The sequence below is a fragment of the Halobacillus halophilus DSM 2266 genome, assembly GCF_000284515.1.
Classification (GTDB): domain Bacteria; phylum Bacillota; class Bacilli; order Bacillales; family Halobacillaceae; genus Halobacillus; species Halobacillus halophilus.
In genome coordinates this window covers 3,333,298-3,349,967 of record NC_017668.1, presented here as the reverse complement: position 1 = coordinate 3,349,967, position 16,670 = coordinate 3,333,298, and the positions used below count along the sequence as shown (strand labels likewise).

14 protein-coding genes are annotated in these 16,670 nt (G+C 34.7%); 12 read left to right on the top strand and 2 right to left on the bottom strand.

Going from position 1 to position 16,670, the window contains the following annotated elements; all coding sequences use genetic code 11:
• Positions 1-33: 33 nt before the first annotated feature.
• The 12 genes from HBHAL_RS16640 (at position 34) to HBHAL_RS16580 (ending at position 15,648) form a co-directional block, all read left to right on the top strand.
• On the top strand, positions 34-1,827 hold the full coding sequence (locus tag HBHAL_RS16640) for an alginate lyase family protein (protein WP_014644650.1): 1,794 nt from the start codon (positions 34-36) through the stop codon (positions 1,825-1,827).
• Positions 1,828-1,853: 26 nt separating this feature from the next.
• Entirely contained in the window at positions 1,854-3,068 is a 1,215-nt protein-coding gene (locus tag HBHAL_RS16635) for a glycosyltransferase family 4 protein (RefSeq protein WP_014644649.1), read from the top strand.
• A gap of 274 nt (positions 3,069-3,342) precedes the next feature.
• Positions 3,343-5,118 (top strand): SLC13 family permease, encoded by a 1,776-nt coding sequence (locus tag HBHAL_RS16630; protein ID WP_014644648.1) that lies wholly within the window; start codon positions 3,343-3,345, stop codon positions 5,116-5,118.
• Between the two features lie 12 nt (positions 5,119-5,130).
• Entirely contained in the window at positions 5,131-5,727 is a 597-nt protein-coding gene (gene cysC / locus HBHAL_RS16625; protein ID WP_014644647.1) for an adenylyl-sulfate kinase, read from the top strand.
• Positions 5,728-5,786: 59 nt separating this feature from the next.
• Positions 5,787-6,569, top strand: coding sequence for a 3'(2'),5'-bisphosphate nucleotidase CysQ (cysQ, locus tag HBHAL_RS16620; protein ID WP_014644646.1), 783 nt, complete (start codon positions 5,787-5,789; stop codon positions 6,567-6,569).
• Positions 6,570-6,701: 132 nt separating this feature from the next.
• Complete coding sequence (gene sat, locus HBHAL_RS16615) at positions 6,702-7,853, top strand: sulfate adenylyltransferase (RefSeq protein ID WP_014644645.1); 1,152 nt, start codon at positions 6,702-6,704, stop codon at positions 7,851-7,853.
• Positions 7,854-8,513: 660 nt separating this feature from the next.
• Entirely contained in the window at positions 8,514-9,764 is a 1,251-nt protein-coding gene (locus HBHAL_RS16610) for an O-antigen ligase family protein (RefSeq protein ID WP_014644644.1), read from the top strand.
• A 153-nt stretch (positions 9,765-9,917) separates the two neighbouring features.
• Positions 9,918-10,529, top strand: coding sequence for an acyltransferase family protein (locus tag HBHAL_RS16605; RefSeq protein ID WP_014644643.1), 612 nt, complete (start codon positions 9,918-9,920; stop codon positions 10,527-10,529).
• A gap of 103 nt (positions 10,530-10,632) precedes the next feature.
• Positions 10,633-10,887 (top strand): IS1096 element passenger TnpR family protein, encoded by a 255-nt coding sequence (locus tag HBHAL_RS16600; RefSeq protein ID WP_145956066.1) that lies wholly within the window; start codon positions 10,633-10,635, stop codon positions 10,885-10,887.
• Positions 10,888-10,987: 100 nt separating this feature from the next.
• Positions 10,988-12,991: an acyltransferase family protein gene (locus HBHAL_RS16595; protein ID WP_014644642.1), complete on the top strand. Its 2,004-nt coding sequence runs from the start codon at positions 10,988-10,990 to the stop codon at positions 12,989-12,991.
• Between the two features lie 505 nt (positions 12,992-13,496).
• Positions 13,497-14,237, top strand: a complete 741-nt coding sequence (locus HBHAL_RS16585) for a J domain-containing protein (RefSeq protein ID WP_014644641.1) — start codon at positions 13,497-13,499, stop codon at positions 14,235-14,237.
• A gap of 433 nt (positions 14,238-14,670) precedes the next feature.
• Positions 14,671-15,648 carry a PD-(D/E)XK nuclease family protein gene (locus tag HBHAL_RS16580; protein WP_014644639.1) on the top strand — a complete coding sequence of 326 codons (978 nt, stop codon included), beginning with the start codon at positions 14,671-14,673 and terminating at the stop codon, positions 15,646-15,648.
• Between the two features lie 303 nt (positions 15,649-15,951).
• Here HBHAL_RS16580 and HBHAL_RS16570 read toward each other — a convergent pair whose 3' ends face one another.
• Positions 15,952-16,215, bottom strand: a complete 264-nt coding sequence (locus tag HBHAL_RS16570; protein ID WP_041601431.1) for a hypothetical protein — start codon at positions 16,213-16,215, stop codon at positions 15,952-15,954.
• 45 nt (positions 16,216-16,260) lie between these two features.
• On the bottom strand, positions 16,261-16,521 hold the full coding sequence (locus HBHAL_RS16565; protein WP_014644636.1) for a helix-turn-helix domain-containing protein: 261 nt from the start codon (positions 16,519-16,521) through the stop codon (positions 16,261-16,263).
• Positions 16,522-16,670: the final 149 nt, after the last annotated feature.

Genomic DNA, 16,670 nt, shown 5'->3' with positions numbered 1-16,670 from the left:
CTTAAAACATTAACTACTCATGAGGAGAATTAATTGGATATAAAAATCATTGGAAAATATATTAACACACTTAAACATCTGAAAAAAAAGCAAATATTCTATAGAGTGTTAAAAAAAATTAAATTACGAAGATTAAGCTATGTAAAAAAAAATTTGAATAGTAATTGTAATATTGAATACTTATTACCTGAATTAGATGAAGATAAAAATTTCCTGAAAAAGTTTAGAGTTTCAGAGATTTTAGAAGATAAGTATACGTTGATAAATCAAACCTATACATGTCCTATAGATGAACTATGGAATAATAAAGAAATATCGAACTTGTGGGAATATAATCTTTATTATCTAGATTTTTTGTTGCCATTGTTATATGAATACAAGATAAGTAATGATCAAAAGTACTTTCTTAAAATAAAGGAAATTCTACTATCTTGGTATGATAAGAGTCAGAAAAAAGATAACGTTAGTTGGGATGCTTATACAATTTCAATGAGATTACCTAATTTAATAATAGCTCATCAAACGATTTTGAAAACGGCAGAAAATAGCAAGGAACTCTTGCAATTATTAAGGCAAAGCATATACCAACAGTATATGTATCTAAAAAAGAATCAAGAGAAGCATTTATTAGGTAACCATTATCTTGAGAATATAAAAGCTATCATTCTAGGTAGTTTATTTTTTTCTGAGTCTCGAGTTACTAATAAATACGTAAAGGTTTTGCAAAATGAATTACAGGAACAAGTTTTAAGTGATGGAATGCATTTTGAACGTAGTCCAATGTATAATAAAATCGTTTTTGAGTTATTAATTAAAACAATTTATTGGCTAAAACAAGCAGAATTTGACTCTACTCAAATATTAAAACTTACCAATACCTGTCAAAATATACTTAACTCTATTTATTCTTTAGAAAAAAACATGGGGAAGACACCTTTTTTTAATGATAGTGCTGATGGTATAAGCAAAAATTATGACTCTTTAATAAGAGCATCTTGTAAATATTTAGGTATTAAACCTAAAAAGATAAATAGATTAACGAGCAGCGGTTATGAAGTAATGGAAAAAGGATTACTCAAAATGGTGATAGATTATGGAGAGATAGGTCCAAAGTATCTCCCAGGGCACGGTCACTGTGATGCTTTAAGTTACGAATTGTCTATAAGTGGGTTACCTATTATCGTGAACTCTGGCACGTTTGAATATGAAAAAGGATACTGGAGAGACTTTTTCAGACGTACAAGTGCTCAAAATACTGTTCAATTTGGTAGTGTGGAACAATCCGAAATATGGAGTTCTTTTAGAGTGGCAAGGAGAAGCTATGATCATAAGGGCTTAAACTTCAATTTAGGAAAGTATAATTTTTTTGTAGGAAGTTATTTTAATTATAGAGGAGATAAGCATAGACGGTTCATCACTTTTTTGGACGAGGAAATTATACTATTTTTAGACGAGATATCTACTAAAGACAATAGGTTAGCTAAAAGTTACTTGCATTTTCATCCAAACCTTAAAACAGAGAATAATATAATTCGTTCAAAAGATAATGAGAAAATAGTATTAAAAATACACCCTCTTTTCAGTAAGAATAGAGGAAATGGCAAAGCAGGCAGTAACGAGGGTTATTATTCAAGTCACTTTAATATTAAGAAACCGATAAGTACATATGAACTAACTGCAGATATTGGAGATACTTTTATTGGTTATATACTAAATTTTGGTGATAAAGACGTAAGTTACAATATATTAAATGATTATTTGGAAATCTCAATAGGAGAGGAAAAAGCAATTATTAACCTTGCTAAATTATTTTCATTAAAGTTTTAAACTTCCCTTATAAAGGAGCGTAGGTTTTGAAAATATTATTTTTCACACATTATTATGAGCCAGAAGTGGGACCAGCTACTAAAAGAATAGCTGGTCTTGCCAAAAACTTAAAAGCACAAGGTCATCAAGTTTCTATTGTGACTGGGTTTCCTAACTATCCAAGTGGGATAAAAAGTAAAGAATATTCTCGAAAGCTTTTTATGAAAGAACAGATTGATGGAATAGATATCTATAGATACTATATATATTCTTCTCCAAATAAAACATCTTTTGTAAGGATACTGAACTATTTAAGTTTAATGTTATCCTCACTTTTTTTTATTTTTAATCTAAAAAAATATGATCATATTGTTGCTACCTCTCCTCCTTTATTTACTTCTCTATCAGGTTTCATTGTGAGTAGATTTAAGAAGTCGAAATTTATACTGGATGTTAGAGATGTATGGCCGGATATTGGAATAGAAATGGGGGAACTATCTAAAAATTCTATGTTGTATAGAGTTATGAATAGAATCTCAAATTTTCTTTATAAAAAATCTGATTTAATAACTGTTGTTACTTATGGAAAAAAAGAAAAATTATCCCTTAAAGGTATATCAAAAGAAAAAATAGCTGTTATTAGTAACGGATTTGATAAAGAGGTATTAAATGAAAAAGATAATTATCAACTGATAGATAGATATAACATAAAAGAAAAGTTCACTCTAGTCTATGCTGGAATAATTGGGCTCGCTCAGGGAATGGAAATAATAATAGAGGCAGCTAAACACTTTAATAATAATAATAATATTCAATTTCTTATTGTGGGAGATGGATATAAAAGGAAAGAACTTGAGGAAAAAGCAATTAATTTGGGACTTACCAATATATATTTTGTGGGTATGCAACCACATTCTAGTGTAATATCAATACTTAAGAATGCAGATGCAAGTATAGTACCTTTAAAAAGCGATAAATTGCAAGATAGTGTACCTACAAAAATGCTTGAATCACTAGGAATCGGATGTCCGGTAATACTTTGCGCTGGTGGGGAAGCTAGAAGAATTTTAGAGAAATCAAACGGAGGGATTGCTGTTAATTCAGGAGATCATATAGAATTAGTTTCTATTATTAATCAACTATATAATAAAGAATTATCAAGAACTGAAATGTCGGAAAGTGGAAGGGAGTTTGTTTTACAACACTTTACGAGAGATGAAATTGCAAATAAATTATCTGATGTATTATCCAAATTAGGATAGGGGCTAATCCATTTGCAAATTATACAGTCCAATTCAAATTTAGTAGTGATTGCTTAAGTAGTTTCAGAGTTCCAAAGAATGCATCTACAAGTTTATAAGAAACTATATTTTATGGAACCTCTAATAGTGGTTGAAGGTGTTCTCTCGAGTGTATATTTTCGTTGACTAAAATATACACATCTCTTAGTTATAGAAAGCGTCCTATAAACTCTTTTGGACCTAAGGTGGTATAGGCTACCTAATGTATGTGTAATAAAAACAAGGATGATCTAGCATGACCTACGAAATGATTATAGTAATCGTTGTTTTACTAATAATGTTGGCAGGACTATTTTTTGAGATTGTCCGGCCCGATTTATTAGTATTTTCTACTTTATTTTTATTTATTATGTTAGATTTTATAAAAACGGAGGAAGCTTTAGCTGGATTTTCCAACCAAGGCATGTTAACAGTCGCATTACTTTTCGTAGTAGCTGGTGTTTTTGAAAAAAGCGGTTTAGTAGAAAAATTAATTTCCTTATTCTTAAACGGCTCAAAATCCCATAAAGGTTCTTTATCAAGGTTGATTATCCCAGTTTCAGGCTTCTCAGCATTTTTAAATAATACACCTATTGTAGTCACTTTAACTCCCATTATCAGGAAATGGGCTTCTGAGCATGATATCGCTCCATCTAAATACCTATTGCCCCTATCTTACGCTTCTATTCTTGGAGGCACCATTACATTGATGGGAACATCTACTAACTTAGTAATTCATGGTCTAATGCTAGATTTTGGAATGAATGGGTTTTTATTTTTTCAATTAGCAGTTGTAGGAGTACCTATTACAATAGCTGGATTACTTTACCTTATATTTATAGGACCAAAATTTTTACCTAATCACAGAAGTTTAATCGATAAGGTGAGGGCTAGTACTAAGGATTATCTAAGTGAGATGGTTGTTACTGCGGACTTTCCTTTTACTAATAAATCAGTTGTTGAAGCAGGATTACGTAATTTAAAAGGTCTATATCTAATTGAAATTATTAGAAACAACCATAAAATTACTCCTGTTACAAGAAATATGAAGATTCAAGAAGGGGACCGACTTATATTTACTGGTATGATTTCAACAATTGCAGACTTACAAAAGCGAAAAGGTTTGCAATTAGATACAGGTACCGATTTGTCTCTAGATAATATAAAAAACGGCGGTAACAAGCTTCGAGAAATTGTAATATCTCATCAGTCTTCATTGATTGGAAAAACTATTAAACAAAGTAGATTTCGAAAAAAATATGATGCAGCTGTAATGGCTGTTCACCGTAATGATGAAAAAGTGCAAGGGAAAATAGGGGACATTGTGCCAAAAGCAGGAGATTTAATGCTTGTGGTAACAGGAGAAGATTTTGAGGAAAAATCGGAAGAACATAGAGATTTCTACGTTATATCACCTATTCAACATAGGAAGTTTTATGAAAACGAAATAACAGGTTGGTTTGCACTGATCTTATTAATGACTATGATTGTTTTAGTTACAATCCAAGTAATTACAATCTTTAAGGCTATGGTTATTACTACTGGAATCATGTTAATTACAAAAATGATAAGTCCTAAACAAGCTAAACATTCAGTACAGTTTCAAGTATTGCTCTTAATAGCGAGTGCACTAGGAATAGGAAATGTGATTATAGAAACGGGTACTGCTAAATGGATTGCAATGAAACTAGTTGACGGGTTAGCTCCCCTTGGAATTATCACAATTCTAATAGCAATATATTGTTTAACAAACCTTTTCACAGAGCTAATTACAAATAATGCAGCAGCGGTTATTATGTTTCCCATTGCATATGAAGTAGCGGTGGACTCAGGGATTGACCCCATGGGAGTTGCAATTCTTGTAGCAATTGCAGCCTCAGCTAGTTTCTTATCACCTATTGGTTATCAAACCAATTTAATAGTCTATGGGCCGGGGGGATATCATTTTAAAGATTATATTCGTACCGGATTACCGTTAACATTGATAGTTATGATTATTACAGTATCTATTATATATTTTCAATATGTTTAGGAGGAAATTGTTATGAAATCTACAAATATCACGTGGCACGAATCGAAGGTAGGAAAGACAGAGCGCCAACAATTGAAGAAGCATCAAAGCCCAGTTCTATGGTTTACTGGCCTGTCTGGTTCTGGAAAATCCACATTATCCGTAGAAGTGGAGAAAGCATTATATGAACTAGGTGTCCATTCTTATCGTCTTGATGGTGATAACGTACGTCATGGTTTAAATAAAAATCTTGGCTTTAGCCCCGAAGATCGGGCTGAAAACATTCGTCGTATAGGGGAAGTTGCAAAGCTAATGAACGATGCAGGTTTAGTGACGCTTACGGCTTTTATCTCTCCTTACCGGGAAGACCGTGATCAAGCACGTGAATTATTTGAAGATGAAGAGTTTATCGAGGTGTACACGAAATGTTCTTTAGAAGAAGCAGAGAGTCGTGATCCTAAAGGTTTATATAAGAAAGCTCGCTCTGGTGAAATCAAAGGTTTTACAGGCATCGATGCCCCTTATGAAGAACCAAACGCGCCAGAATTGATTGTTGAAACTGATAAGAATACGTTAGAAGACTCCGTAAGACAAGTAATTCAGTATTTGCAGGAGAATAAATATATCTAAAAAAATAAAATCGTCAGTAGTATACTGACGATTTTATTACGAATATAGGGAGGCATTCTATGCAAAAAGTAGTTGTTCAAGCGGCAATAGAAGCAGGTAATGAAATAATGAAAATCTATGAAACCGACTTTGATGTGGAATATAAGGAAGATGAGTCTCCACTAACAATTGCGGACCAACGTTCTCATGAGATTATTAAGGCAGCTCTACAAGAGCACTACCCTGAGATTCCTATCTTAAGTGAAGAGGGTTCACAACTTTCTTATGACGAACGTAAAGAATGGAAACAATTCTGGCTGGTCGATCCCATTGATGGAACAAAAGAATTTATCAAGAAGAATGGTGAATTCACCGTTAATATCGCACTTATCAGAGATGGAAAACCGGTACTTGGTGTGGTGTATGCTCCTGCATTAGATGATCTTTATGTAGCTGATGAAGAGAAAGGCGCTTATAAAGTGACTGGAGTATTATCGGGCGGTAATGTCCCAGCTAACACCACTAAACTCCCTTTAGAAGACTCAAATAGTAAGATTGCAAAAGTAGTAGCTAGCCGTTCTCATATGTCTAAAGAAACAGAAGAATTTATTAATCAATTAAAAGAGAGCTATGAAGAAGTGGAGACAATCTCTGCGGGAAGTTCTTTGAAATTATGCTTGGTCGCTGAAGGTAAAGCGGATTATTACCCACGATATGCACCAACCATGGAATGGGATACAGGGGCAGGACAAGCCGTTGTAGAATTATCCGGCGGCAGAGTGGAAATTGCTAATGGAAAGACCTCATTGACTTATAATAAAGAAATTCTAAGAAACCCATGGTTTTTAGCTCATAGATCATAAGAGAATTGAGCATAAAGCAAATTGTTTAGAGTTAGTAAATTCCTGTTTTAACGGTTACAAGATTCTTAAAAAAAGTGTAAGCTAAGTAGTGGCATACTTAAATAAAGTGAATGAAATTGGAGGATTTAATTTATGGCAGTTGAAGTACATGGCGGAAGCCTGGTAAATCGTGAATTAAAAGGAAACGATAGAGAGGAAGCTCTTGATCATGCGAAGTCTCTACAAAAATTAGAGATTTCAAAGTGGACCATATCTGATCTGGAACTAATCGGAATTGGCGGTTTCAGTCCTCTTCAAGGATTCATGATCAAAGCTGATTATGAAAGAGTAGTAGAAGAAATGCGTTTGAAAGACGGAACGATCTGGAGTATTCCTATCACTCTCCCCGTAACAGAAGAACAAGCCGACCAATATCAGGTAGGGGAAGAAATCGCTCTTCAAGGGGAAGATGGAATTACTTACGGTACTCTATTAATTGAAGAGAAATATACTTACGATGAGGCCCGTGAAGCTGAGAATGTCTATGGCACAACGGATATAGCTCACCCTGGTGTAGCTAAAGTTTATGAGAAGGGCAATGTCTATTTAGGCGGTCCGATTATGCTTCTCAACCGTCCAGACCATGGAGAGTTTGAAGACTTCTATCTAGATCCTGCGGAAACTCGTCAGCTTTTCTCTGACCTTGGCTGGAAAACAATTGTAGGTTTCCAAACTCGTAACCCTGTCCACCGTGCTCACGAACATATCCAGAAAACGGCTCTAGAAGCTGTAGATGGTTTATTGTTAAACCCATTAGTGGGAGAAACTAAGTCTGACGACATCCCTGCTGATGTGCGTATGGAAAGCTATCAAACGATTCTAAAACACTACTATGTTGAGGATCGTGTTCGCCTGGTCATTTATCCAGCAGCTATGCGCTATGCTGGCCCACGTGAAGCTATTCTGCATGCGACCGTTCGTAAAAATTACGGTTGCACTCACTTTATTGTTGGACGTGATCACGCAGGAGTAGGCGACTATTACGGAACATACGATGCTCAGGATTTAGTGGCTAGTGTTGAAGACGAACTTGGCATTGGTATCTTTAAATTTGAACATGCTTTCTATTGCGATGTATGTGAAAATATGGCTTCAGCGAAAACATGCCCACATGGTAAAGAACACCATATTCATTTAAGTGGTACAAAAGTACGTGAACTTCTACGTAATGGAGAGCGTCCTCCTAAAGAGTTCTCTCGTCCCGAAGTAGCAGATGTGTTAATTAAAGGAATGAAACAAGCTTAGTTTATTAGCTTTTATCAAACATAGACTTGCAACTTTTGCAAATGTAAATATTTATTGAAAAAATTAACTAAAGTGGTATAATTGTATCTGTCCTCGAGTTTCACCAATATTTGTGAATTTTGTCTACTCAAGGATAAGTTAGCCTCACCTTCTGGTGGGGCTTTTTGTGTGAAGGGGGAGTCTCAGAGAGCATTTTTTTCCGAACACCTTTTCTGAAAGCATAAAGTAATTCCCACTTTATTCAAAGAATACGGTGGTGATGGTTTACATTTACTACTGTTAGAAATATTGTTCCCAATGAATCAAGGTAAATAAAAATTAATTATTCAAAACTTTATTATATAATTGTTTATTTCATCTATAATTTTATATTTGCCCCTCATAAAGCTGAAGAAAGACATAAGTTAGATCCACTTCTTCGCACTTATGATATACAATGAGTTTACCAATAATACTTAATTTATTTTAACAGTAGAATAGCAAGTATGGATTATAATGGTTGTATATAATGTTTTTATGTGTTAGAGCAGATGGAATTAGTTATATCCTTAAAGCAAAGTCTTTAAACTAATTAGGCTATTTTATAAATAATCTACTGTTTGGGGAATAAGATTGTTATAATGATATTGATAAAGAACATTTTATATGGGAGATATTTTTATGAAGCTAATGAAATCATTGTTTAGTTCAGAATTTTTGTTCGCATTTTTTTTGTTGTCTAGTACGGCTAAGCTTGCCGTTGATGAGTGGGTGCCAGTGGACCTGACACTTATTTTTATGGTTTTATCTATAGTAGCTGCTATTAAAGTCACATTTAAAAATAAAGGCGTACCTAAAAAGATTGTTTTACCGGCAATATTATATTCCTTCCTTTGTTTGATAATGTTAATTAGTCTCTTCTATACCCCAAGCTCGTCTTATGCAATTACAAAAACACTCAAGTTTATGTTTTTGACTGGGTGGTCTTTTTTTGGCGGTTTTTTGGTGATTAGAAACAGACAATCCTTAAGAAAATTCTTAAAAAGTTTTGCGGGTATAACAATATTGGTTTCGGGGATAGTAATTTGGAATTATTATAACTCTCCGGTCCAGGAAGAACTCAATCGTTTAGGCGTAGATGGAGGAAGTGTCTTAGGGTTAGCAAAGATGACAGCTATGGGCTCGATTATTGTACTCATTCTGTATTTTTATGGCGCAGCTAAAAAGAGGGTTAGGTTTTTTTTAACTGGAGTTTTAGGTTTGCTTTTGATTGCATTACTTCTAACTGGATCAAGAATGGCATTAATAGCATTCGTTTTAACACTGTTTTTCATTGCTATACTCTCAATTAAGTTTTCCATAAATGATATAAAAATAAAAAAAAGTGTTTTCAAGTTTATTCCTTTAATACCTCTTGCATTAGTAGGATTAATTCCTCTGTATAGAAATGGTACTATTGATACTTTACTGATGAGAATGCAATTCCTTTTTAACGAACAAGGGGCAGCAAATTCAATTTCAGAAAGAATAAACCGATATAATACATCAATACATATGTTTGAAAATGATATCTTTAAAGGCGGAGGCATTGGGAGCTTTGCTATAAAGTATTCAGGGTTGGATGAGAGGCATTACCCACACAATATGTTTTTAGAATTTATGAGCGAGTTAGGCATATTTGGGATTGCGACATTTCTTACCCTTTTAATTGCCGCAGTTTGGTGCGTAATATCAACCATAAGGACACAAGTCATTGCACCAGAACAAATTTCTGTAATTTTACTTTTAGTTTTCCAATTATTTAATGTGAATACTACTGGTGATTTTAACGACAATCGGATTTTCTTCGCATTTTTAGGATTAACATTCATGATAGGCAGCTATAAAATGATAGATAAAAGTAATGACTATATGGAGAGTATTAATGAATAGATATTACCAACTTGATTCTCTAAGAGGGTTAGCTGCGTTATCAGTAGTGAATGCCCATGCGATAACAATGGTTGCCGATCTACCTGCTTTTCTTAATTATTCACCTCTTAGAATAGTATTTTCTGCACACGAAGCCGTGTTGATGTTTTTTTATTGAGTGGATTTGTTTTAGCTCTACCTTTTTATTACGGGAAAAAACAACAGTACATTCCTTTTATTTTAAAAAGATTTCTTCGGATTTATATACCTTATTTAATTTCCATACTATTGGCATTTCTTCTATTTGCTTTATTTGGTAAGGGAGGAATTAATGAACTGGGAGGATGGTTTAGTGAAAAGTGGACAGGAAGTTTTGAGCTAAGTAATTTTATCAGTCACATTTTTCTCATTGGCAATTATGAAACCACAAATGTTAACCCGGTGGTATGGACATTGATACATGAAATGAGGATATCAATTATTTTTCCTGTTATATTATGGATTACTTTTAAATTCAAACCAATTAAAGTACTGCTGCTAGCTGCTTTTTTATCAATAGTAAGTGGTTATAGTTCAGTCTACGGAATTAATGAATCTTTAGGTTTTCACACGAGTTATTTGGATACACTTCACTATAGTTTTATGTTTCTTATAGGTGCATTATTGGCTAAGAACATAAAAACATTAATTACACACTTTCAGAAGTTAACTAAAATGAGAAAGATCTACGAAAATTATGAATATGAGTGTTTCAATAATATTTTTAAAAAAATTTTTCGAAACTGATGTTCCACATCAAACGTGTCCATGAGACATCGGAAAGCCGTTTTAAGGTACATACACGTGTTGGAAAACGCTTGGGGATGCATCGGCTAACATTCAACGCTTAGTGGGACACACTATGGAAGATTTTCATGATGCCATTCTACAAGCGTATGGGTTTTGTGATGTGAAATTGTACAACTTCTTGACGAGTGGCGAAGCCTGGACAGAATCTTCAATTAACAGAAGACTGGTCGTCGGAACAATCAGCAAATTAAATTCTAACTGGTTTAAAAAACAAGGTGATACGATCCTCTGTATTTATTACTATGGTATGGAGTGGCAATTGAAGATAAAGGTAGTAGAGATCGTAGATAGATAAGAAGCAGTCAGGAAGCCATAAAATAATGAATAATATAACATCTCCCCTCCGTTTCATGGTAAAATATATGTCGGTATTTCACTTAAAACGGAGGCTTTAGATGAATCTATCCAAAGAGTCGAATAGGAAGTTCAGACCGGAGATTGAAGGGTTACGCGCGATAGCTGCCCTATTAGTTGCCGTGTACCACATCTGGTTGGGGAATGTTTCAGGTGGAGTGGATGTGTTCTTCGTTGTATCCGGATTTTTAATAACAACATCGCTTTTAAATATGTATGAGAGAACGGGTAAAGTTGATGGTATTGGATTTCTCCTTAAACTAGGGAAGAGACTATTTCCAATCGCCTTTGCGGTACTAGCATTTGTAATCGTTACTAGTTTTTATTTCTTACCTCAAACCCAATGGGTAACCATTATTAAAGAAGTCGCAGCTTCCTTGATCTATGTAGAGAATTGGCAGCTGGCCAGTAATTCAGTCAATTATTTGGCGCAGAATAACGCGGCTAGTCCTGTGCAGCATTTCTGGGCCATGAGTACCCAGTTTCAGTTTTATATCATTTGGACCTTAGTACTGCTAACTGTAATAGGGATTGCAAGGAAATTAAATAAGAATATTAGAAATCTATTTTTCTATACATTAATCGGGATGTTTGTCGTATCCATTGGCTATTCGGTGTATATGACGGCCGTTAATCAACCGTGGGCTTATTTTGATACGTTTGCGAGAGTATGGGAATTTGCCGCTGGCGGGATCCTTTCCCTGGTCATCGCCCATATTTCATTTAATAAATGGACAAGTGTGGTGGCTGGCTGGTTAGGGTTAGTTGGTTTGGTTACCTGTGGACTGCTTTTACAGGTGGGGACTGTTTTCCCTGGCTATGCGGCTCTTTGGCCGGTTATGTGCGCCGTATTGATATTAATTGCGGGTAACAGTGGTGGAAAGTTTGGAGTCCATCATCTTCTAAGCGCGAAACCTTTAGTAAAGTTCGGCGGGATTTCTTACGGTTTTTATCTATGGCATTGGCCACTGTTGGTATTATATTACAACATTACGGGTAATCAGACCGTTTCCGTGCTTCATGGTTTATTAATCATTGGATTGGCCATAGTGGTATCCTATGCAACTACGAATCTAGTAGAGAAACCAATCAGAAACAGAAAAATACAATCCAAACCAAAGTTAGCACTCATCTTACTTGGAATCGCTATTCCAGTGGTAGTGTTAAATGGATCCTGGACGTATTATGTGAAAGATACACAAGCGGCCTTTGCTAGTGTTGAAATAACGAATACAGACTACCCCGGAGCCGAGGCGATGGAACCAGGTAAAGAATTTAGTACTGATGAACCTTTTATGCCCACCGTTTTACAAGCGAAGGACAAAGTGCCAGAAAGCTATGGTGATGGATGCCACCAGGGGATGGAAGAGTCAGAAGTGATCATGTGCGAATATGGAGACGTAGAGGATCCGGAATACACAATTGCTTTAGTGGGCGGTTCTCATAGTGCGCATTGGTTAGCCCCATTGAAAATATATGCGAACGATAACGATATAAAAATATTGAACTATACCCGGAGTGCATGCAGGTTCTCTAGCGAATCTTACCGATTGACCACGAAACTCGATCAAGAAACGTGTGCTGAGTGGAATGAAACGGTGATGGATAAATTAATCGAGAAACAACCGGACTTAGTTTATACACCTGCCGATGCTACGGAATGGGAAGGCATACCAGACGGCTATGTCGATCAGTGGAGAGAACTGAATGAACATAATATCAACGTGTTTGCCCTGAAAGACAACCCGCGAGCTGAGTTTGATATCCCGACTTGTATTGATAAAAATGGTCCAAATGCTGAAAAATGTATAACGAAGAATAACCTTGAAGATTTATCAGATGAAGTCGATCAGCTAAATCTCGACAATGTGTATTATGCTGATTTGACGGATAAATTCTGTAATGAGGATGAATGTAAGCCGATTATAGGAAATGTACTCGTTTATCAGGACGGTCACCATTTAACGAGAACGTACGCGAAAACGCTGGCGCCTTATGTGGGTGAGAAAGTAACGAAAGCGTTGGACCATTTTTATGATGAGTAGCCGGGTTATATGGCTATGGGAAGAGCACCTCTTTTTTGAGAGGTGCTTTTTTGTGCACGTCTCTGTGAACGTTTATGAAATTTGAACTGAATAAAACATATTGGTGATAAAGCGTCATTTAACATTATCTTATATATTTTGTTTTATTTTACTAATTTCACCATTATGATTAAAAGAAAATAGGTGGAGATATAATAGTAGAAATTCCTGTAAAATCAATAGTAGAATAGCGAAGAAAAAATGGCCCAAATCTATTAAAGCAATACGGACCTTCTCTTTTGAGTATGATTCCGAAAGGTCCTTTACCAAGAAACCTCCTCACCATGAAAAGAAAGATTTAATACACATGTAAAATAAACACTTCAAAACTTAGATTCCTATAACGCTTAATCCAAGGATGCACTATTTTATCTGACAAATTAGATCAAATTGCTGTTACTCAAAGAGGTTTGTTTTTTAGGAATGAGGTTTTATTTAGCACAACTATAATTAAAGGAGATAAAATATGAATCGAACGTACTTAGAATATACCTCATGTATATTTTTCTGGAAATATCTAAAAGAGGAAAAGAGCTACGAGCGTGATTTGAAAATATATTTTGCATACCAAGGATTAGGGATTTCAGCTAGTATACTACTTGTTATTTTAATGGGGATAGGTATTACATTAGTCAATACATGGAATACAATAAATGGGAATAACTTAAATGAATACCCTCTAGATACAATTTTTGCAATAAGTTTTTTGTTGTCTTTTGGAAACTATTTTTTTCAATATTTTGCAGGTAGAGTTATTTATCTAAAAATAAGAAATGCAAGATGGGATGCAAGAATGGATGAATTTGAAGATTGGATTAAAGAATTTTTCTGGGTCTCCAATAATGAGAGTGATCAAGAGTTCCATAATGAAGAGGAAAATAAAGGAAACCATAGTAATGAAGAGTTTCATAATGATGGTGAAAATCAAGAAAACCATAGAAACGAAAGGTTTAAAAAACAATATAAAGAATACTTTGAAGAGAAGTTGAATAGTGGAAATAGTGAGGAAGAGGTCATTAACACCATACTGAACAAATTTGAATTACCTTTATATACTAATGATGTTAATCTTATTAAAAAGAGGTATAGAACGTTAGTGAAGAAGTTTCATCCTGATATGCCTGATGGGAATGCAGAAATATTTAAACAAGTGAAGTCAGATTATGAAACACTAAAATTTTATTTTAATCAAAAGAAAACTAGTTAATCAAGTTTAATTTTAATAAGACTCAAAAGCACTTGTAGATTTATCGGTTCTAAGTATTTACCAGATGTCTTTTTTGCGGTATTTTTTGTCCATGTGTGAATCCTTTATATAGGAATGGACTGGAACACCCTACGACATCCATTACAAAGGATTTTCATGGAAGTGTATATGCTCAGAATATTCAGATATTATTTATGAAACACTAATGTAAAGATATATAATAATTCAAATTATCATAGTGAATATTTCGTCGGTTATGAAGGTCATATTAAGAAGTATAAGGAACTAAATTCATAATGAAAAACAACAAGAGTTAATAGACTTTATAATAATTCAGACAGGGAAAAGTGAGGAAGAAATAAATAGAGTAATATTTTAATTATGCCAATCCTGTAAACTAGTGCCTTAAATGTAATGAAAGGAGTGAATTTAATTGAAACCCAATTTATTCGATTACGCGACTTCAGAACTTTCTCAAGATGCCTTTCTTAGCTGGTTCGTATCATTTGCTTCTTCTGAGTTTAAGAATTCATACCCTTTGTTACACCGAGCGTCTATAGAATTTCTAGCAGAGTTGTTTGAACTACATGACCTTATGTTACCCCCTATAGAATCCATTGATATTAAGAAACAGTTTGGCAGTATAGATATTCTAATAGAAATCAATAATCAATGGGCAATAATGATTGAAGATAAAACGTTCACCAAACAGCACTCCAATCAATTAAAACGGTACAGAACTCACATGCATCAAGAAAGACCACATCTTCATCAAGTTCCTATCTATTTAACCATTAATGAGCAAAGCAATCTTCAGCCTGTACTTGATGCTGGTTATCAAGTCTACCCACGTTCGCAGTTCCTTCAGTTATTAAACCGACACAAGCATATCACTAGCGATATTTACCAAGATTACTTCACATATTTAAAAAAAATTGATAACTCATTTTTTCGATATAAAGATGAACCATTCAATAAATGGAAAGATGGAAGCCGAGTCTGGTTTGGTGTTTATGAGTCCATAAGAACTGCAGGTATCGAAGGAAATTACGGTTATGTTGCCAATCCAAGAGGGGGCTTTAATGGCTTTTGGAGCAGCCTAGACATAGATCATTCGTTGTCTCCTTACATACTATTAGAAGAGCAGAAGCTTTGCGTAAAAATAAAAACTAATGACTCTGAATTTGGAATTAAACAATTAAGAAGTTGTTCATCGTATTTAATAGAAAACATTGATGAACTGAAACGTCCTTCACGTCTCCAAGTAGGAAAATCCATGACAGTAGCTGTAGCAGATTATATAATTACAGACTCTGCTGATATAATTGATGTGGATTCAACTGTAAGAGTAATTGGGTCTTTGAAGGAAAAGATAAGGAATCTTGGTTTGAGTCCTTCTGCAAATCTGTGAGGTTAAAGCGATGGGATACCAATTGTGGGTTCGTTTATTTAAAGTTCAGTCAAATATTAAAAAAATAGAACAGGAATTAGAAAGAGGCTTGCAGAATTATCTGCAAGCCTCTTTTGCGAATAACCATCAGAACATTTACCCTACATTCCAAAAGCAGTCAAATTCCATACGATCCTTTATATTTATGACGATGGTGAGGAGTGGCTAGTGAAGATAAAGGTGGAAGAAATGATAGAAGGATAGCTGGAGTCATACAAATGAAACCACTGAGTTTGTATGGATTGGATAAACAGAAATGATCAATCAATGATCATACTGACCTTCATTTATCCCTTTCAATCTGGTAAATAGAAACGCTTTTAGTTCCTGATCCAAATGCGATATTTCATCGGGGTAGTAAATGAGGTACTGAGCCTTCCTGATGTCGAGGATATGTACACTCCTGTGCCCATCATCCTCAAGTTCGGTACGCGTTAAAATATAATCCATTGTATAATTTCTTCCTTCCAAGTAGTAGTAAGGCAGCGCAGCAAATCGTGGATAATGCAGCGCTGCCTTGTTATTCATTGATCCTTATTGTGCAGAATGTCTTCTATACTCCTTTCAATAAACTTATTCCGGAGACCTTTTTAGATCATCCGGTACGCTTACGTCATTGAATAAGACAGATGGACTGACGCCCAGGGCAAAAGAGATCGCAATGATCTGGTAGATGCCTGGCTGCCTCTCTGCTCGTTCAATATAACCGATATAGTTTGGGGACAGCTCGACTTCGTAGGCGAGCTCTTCCTGGGTCATGCCCAGCTCCATTCGTGTGTTACGTACTTGGGTGCCGAAAATGGCAATGGCATCTTCAATAGGTTCTTTTCTCATACTAAAATTTTCGTATGCAATGGATGAACTTACCACAAACTGAGTGTGATATTTTTACATATAAAGTAAAATTAGGGGTGTTTTTTCTATTTATTTTTTAAAAATGGGATAGATAGGGATAATTTCTTAAATAAATGGTAGAAATCAGG

Excerpts from the sequence above, each read along its gene's own strand:
- HBHAL_RS16595 (WP_014644642.1), top strand. The coding sequence starts at position 10,988 with ATGAATCTATCCAAAGAGTCGAATAGGAAGTTCAGACCGGAGATTGAA.
- cysQ (WP_014644646.1), top strand. The coding sequence starts at position 5,787 with ATGCAAAAAGTAGTTGTTCAAGCGGCAATAGAAGCAGGTAATGAAATA.
- HBHAL_RS16565 (WP_014644636.1), bottom strand. The coding sequence starts at position 16,521 with ATGAGAAAAGAACCTATTGAAGATGCCATTGCCATTTTCGGCACCCAA.
- HBHAL_RS16630 (WP_014644648.1), top strand. The coding sequence starts at position 3,343 with ATGACCTACGAAATGATTATAGTAATCGTTGTTTTACTAATAATGTTG.
- sat (WP_014644645.1), top strand. The coding sequence starts at position 6,702 with ATGGCAGTTGAAGTACATGGCGGAAGCCTGGTAAATCGTGAATTAAAA.
- HBHAL_RS16610 (WP_014644644.1), top strand. The coding sequence starts at position 8,514 with ATGAAGCTAATGAAATCATTGTTTAGTTCAGAATTTTTGTTCGCATTT.
- cysC (WP_014644647.1), top strand. The coding sequence starts at position 5,131 with ATGAAATCTACAAATATCACGTGGCACGAATCGAAGGTAGGAAAGACA.
- HBHAL_RS16585 (WP_014644641.1), top strand. The coding sequence starts at position 13,497 with ATGAATCGAACGTACTTAGAATATACCTCATGTATATTTTTCTGGAAA.
- HBHAL_RS16570 (WP_041601431.1), bottom strand. The coding sequence starts at position 16,215 with ATGAATAACAAGGCAGCGCTGCATTATCCACGATTTGCTGCGCTGCCT.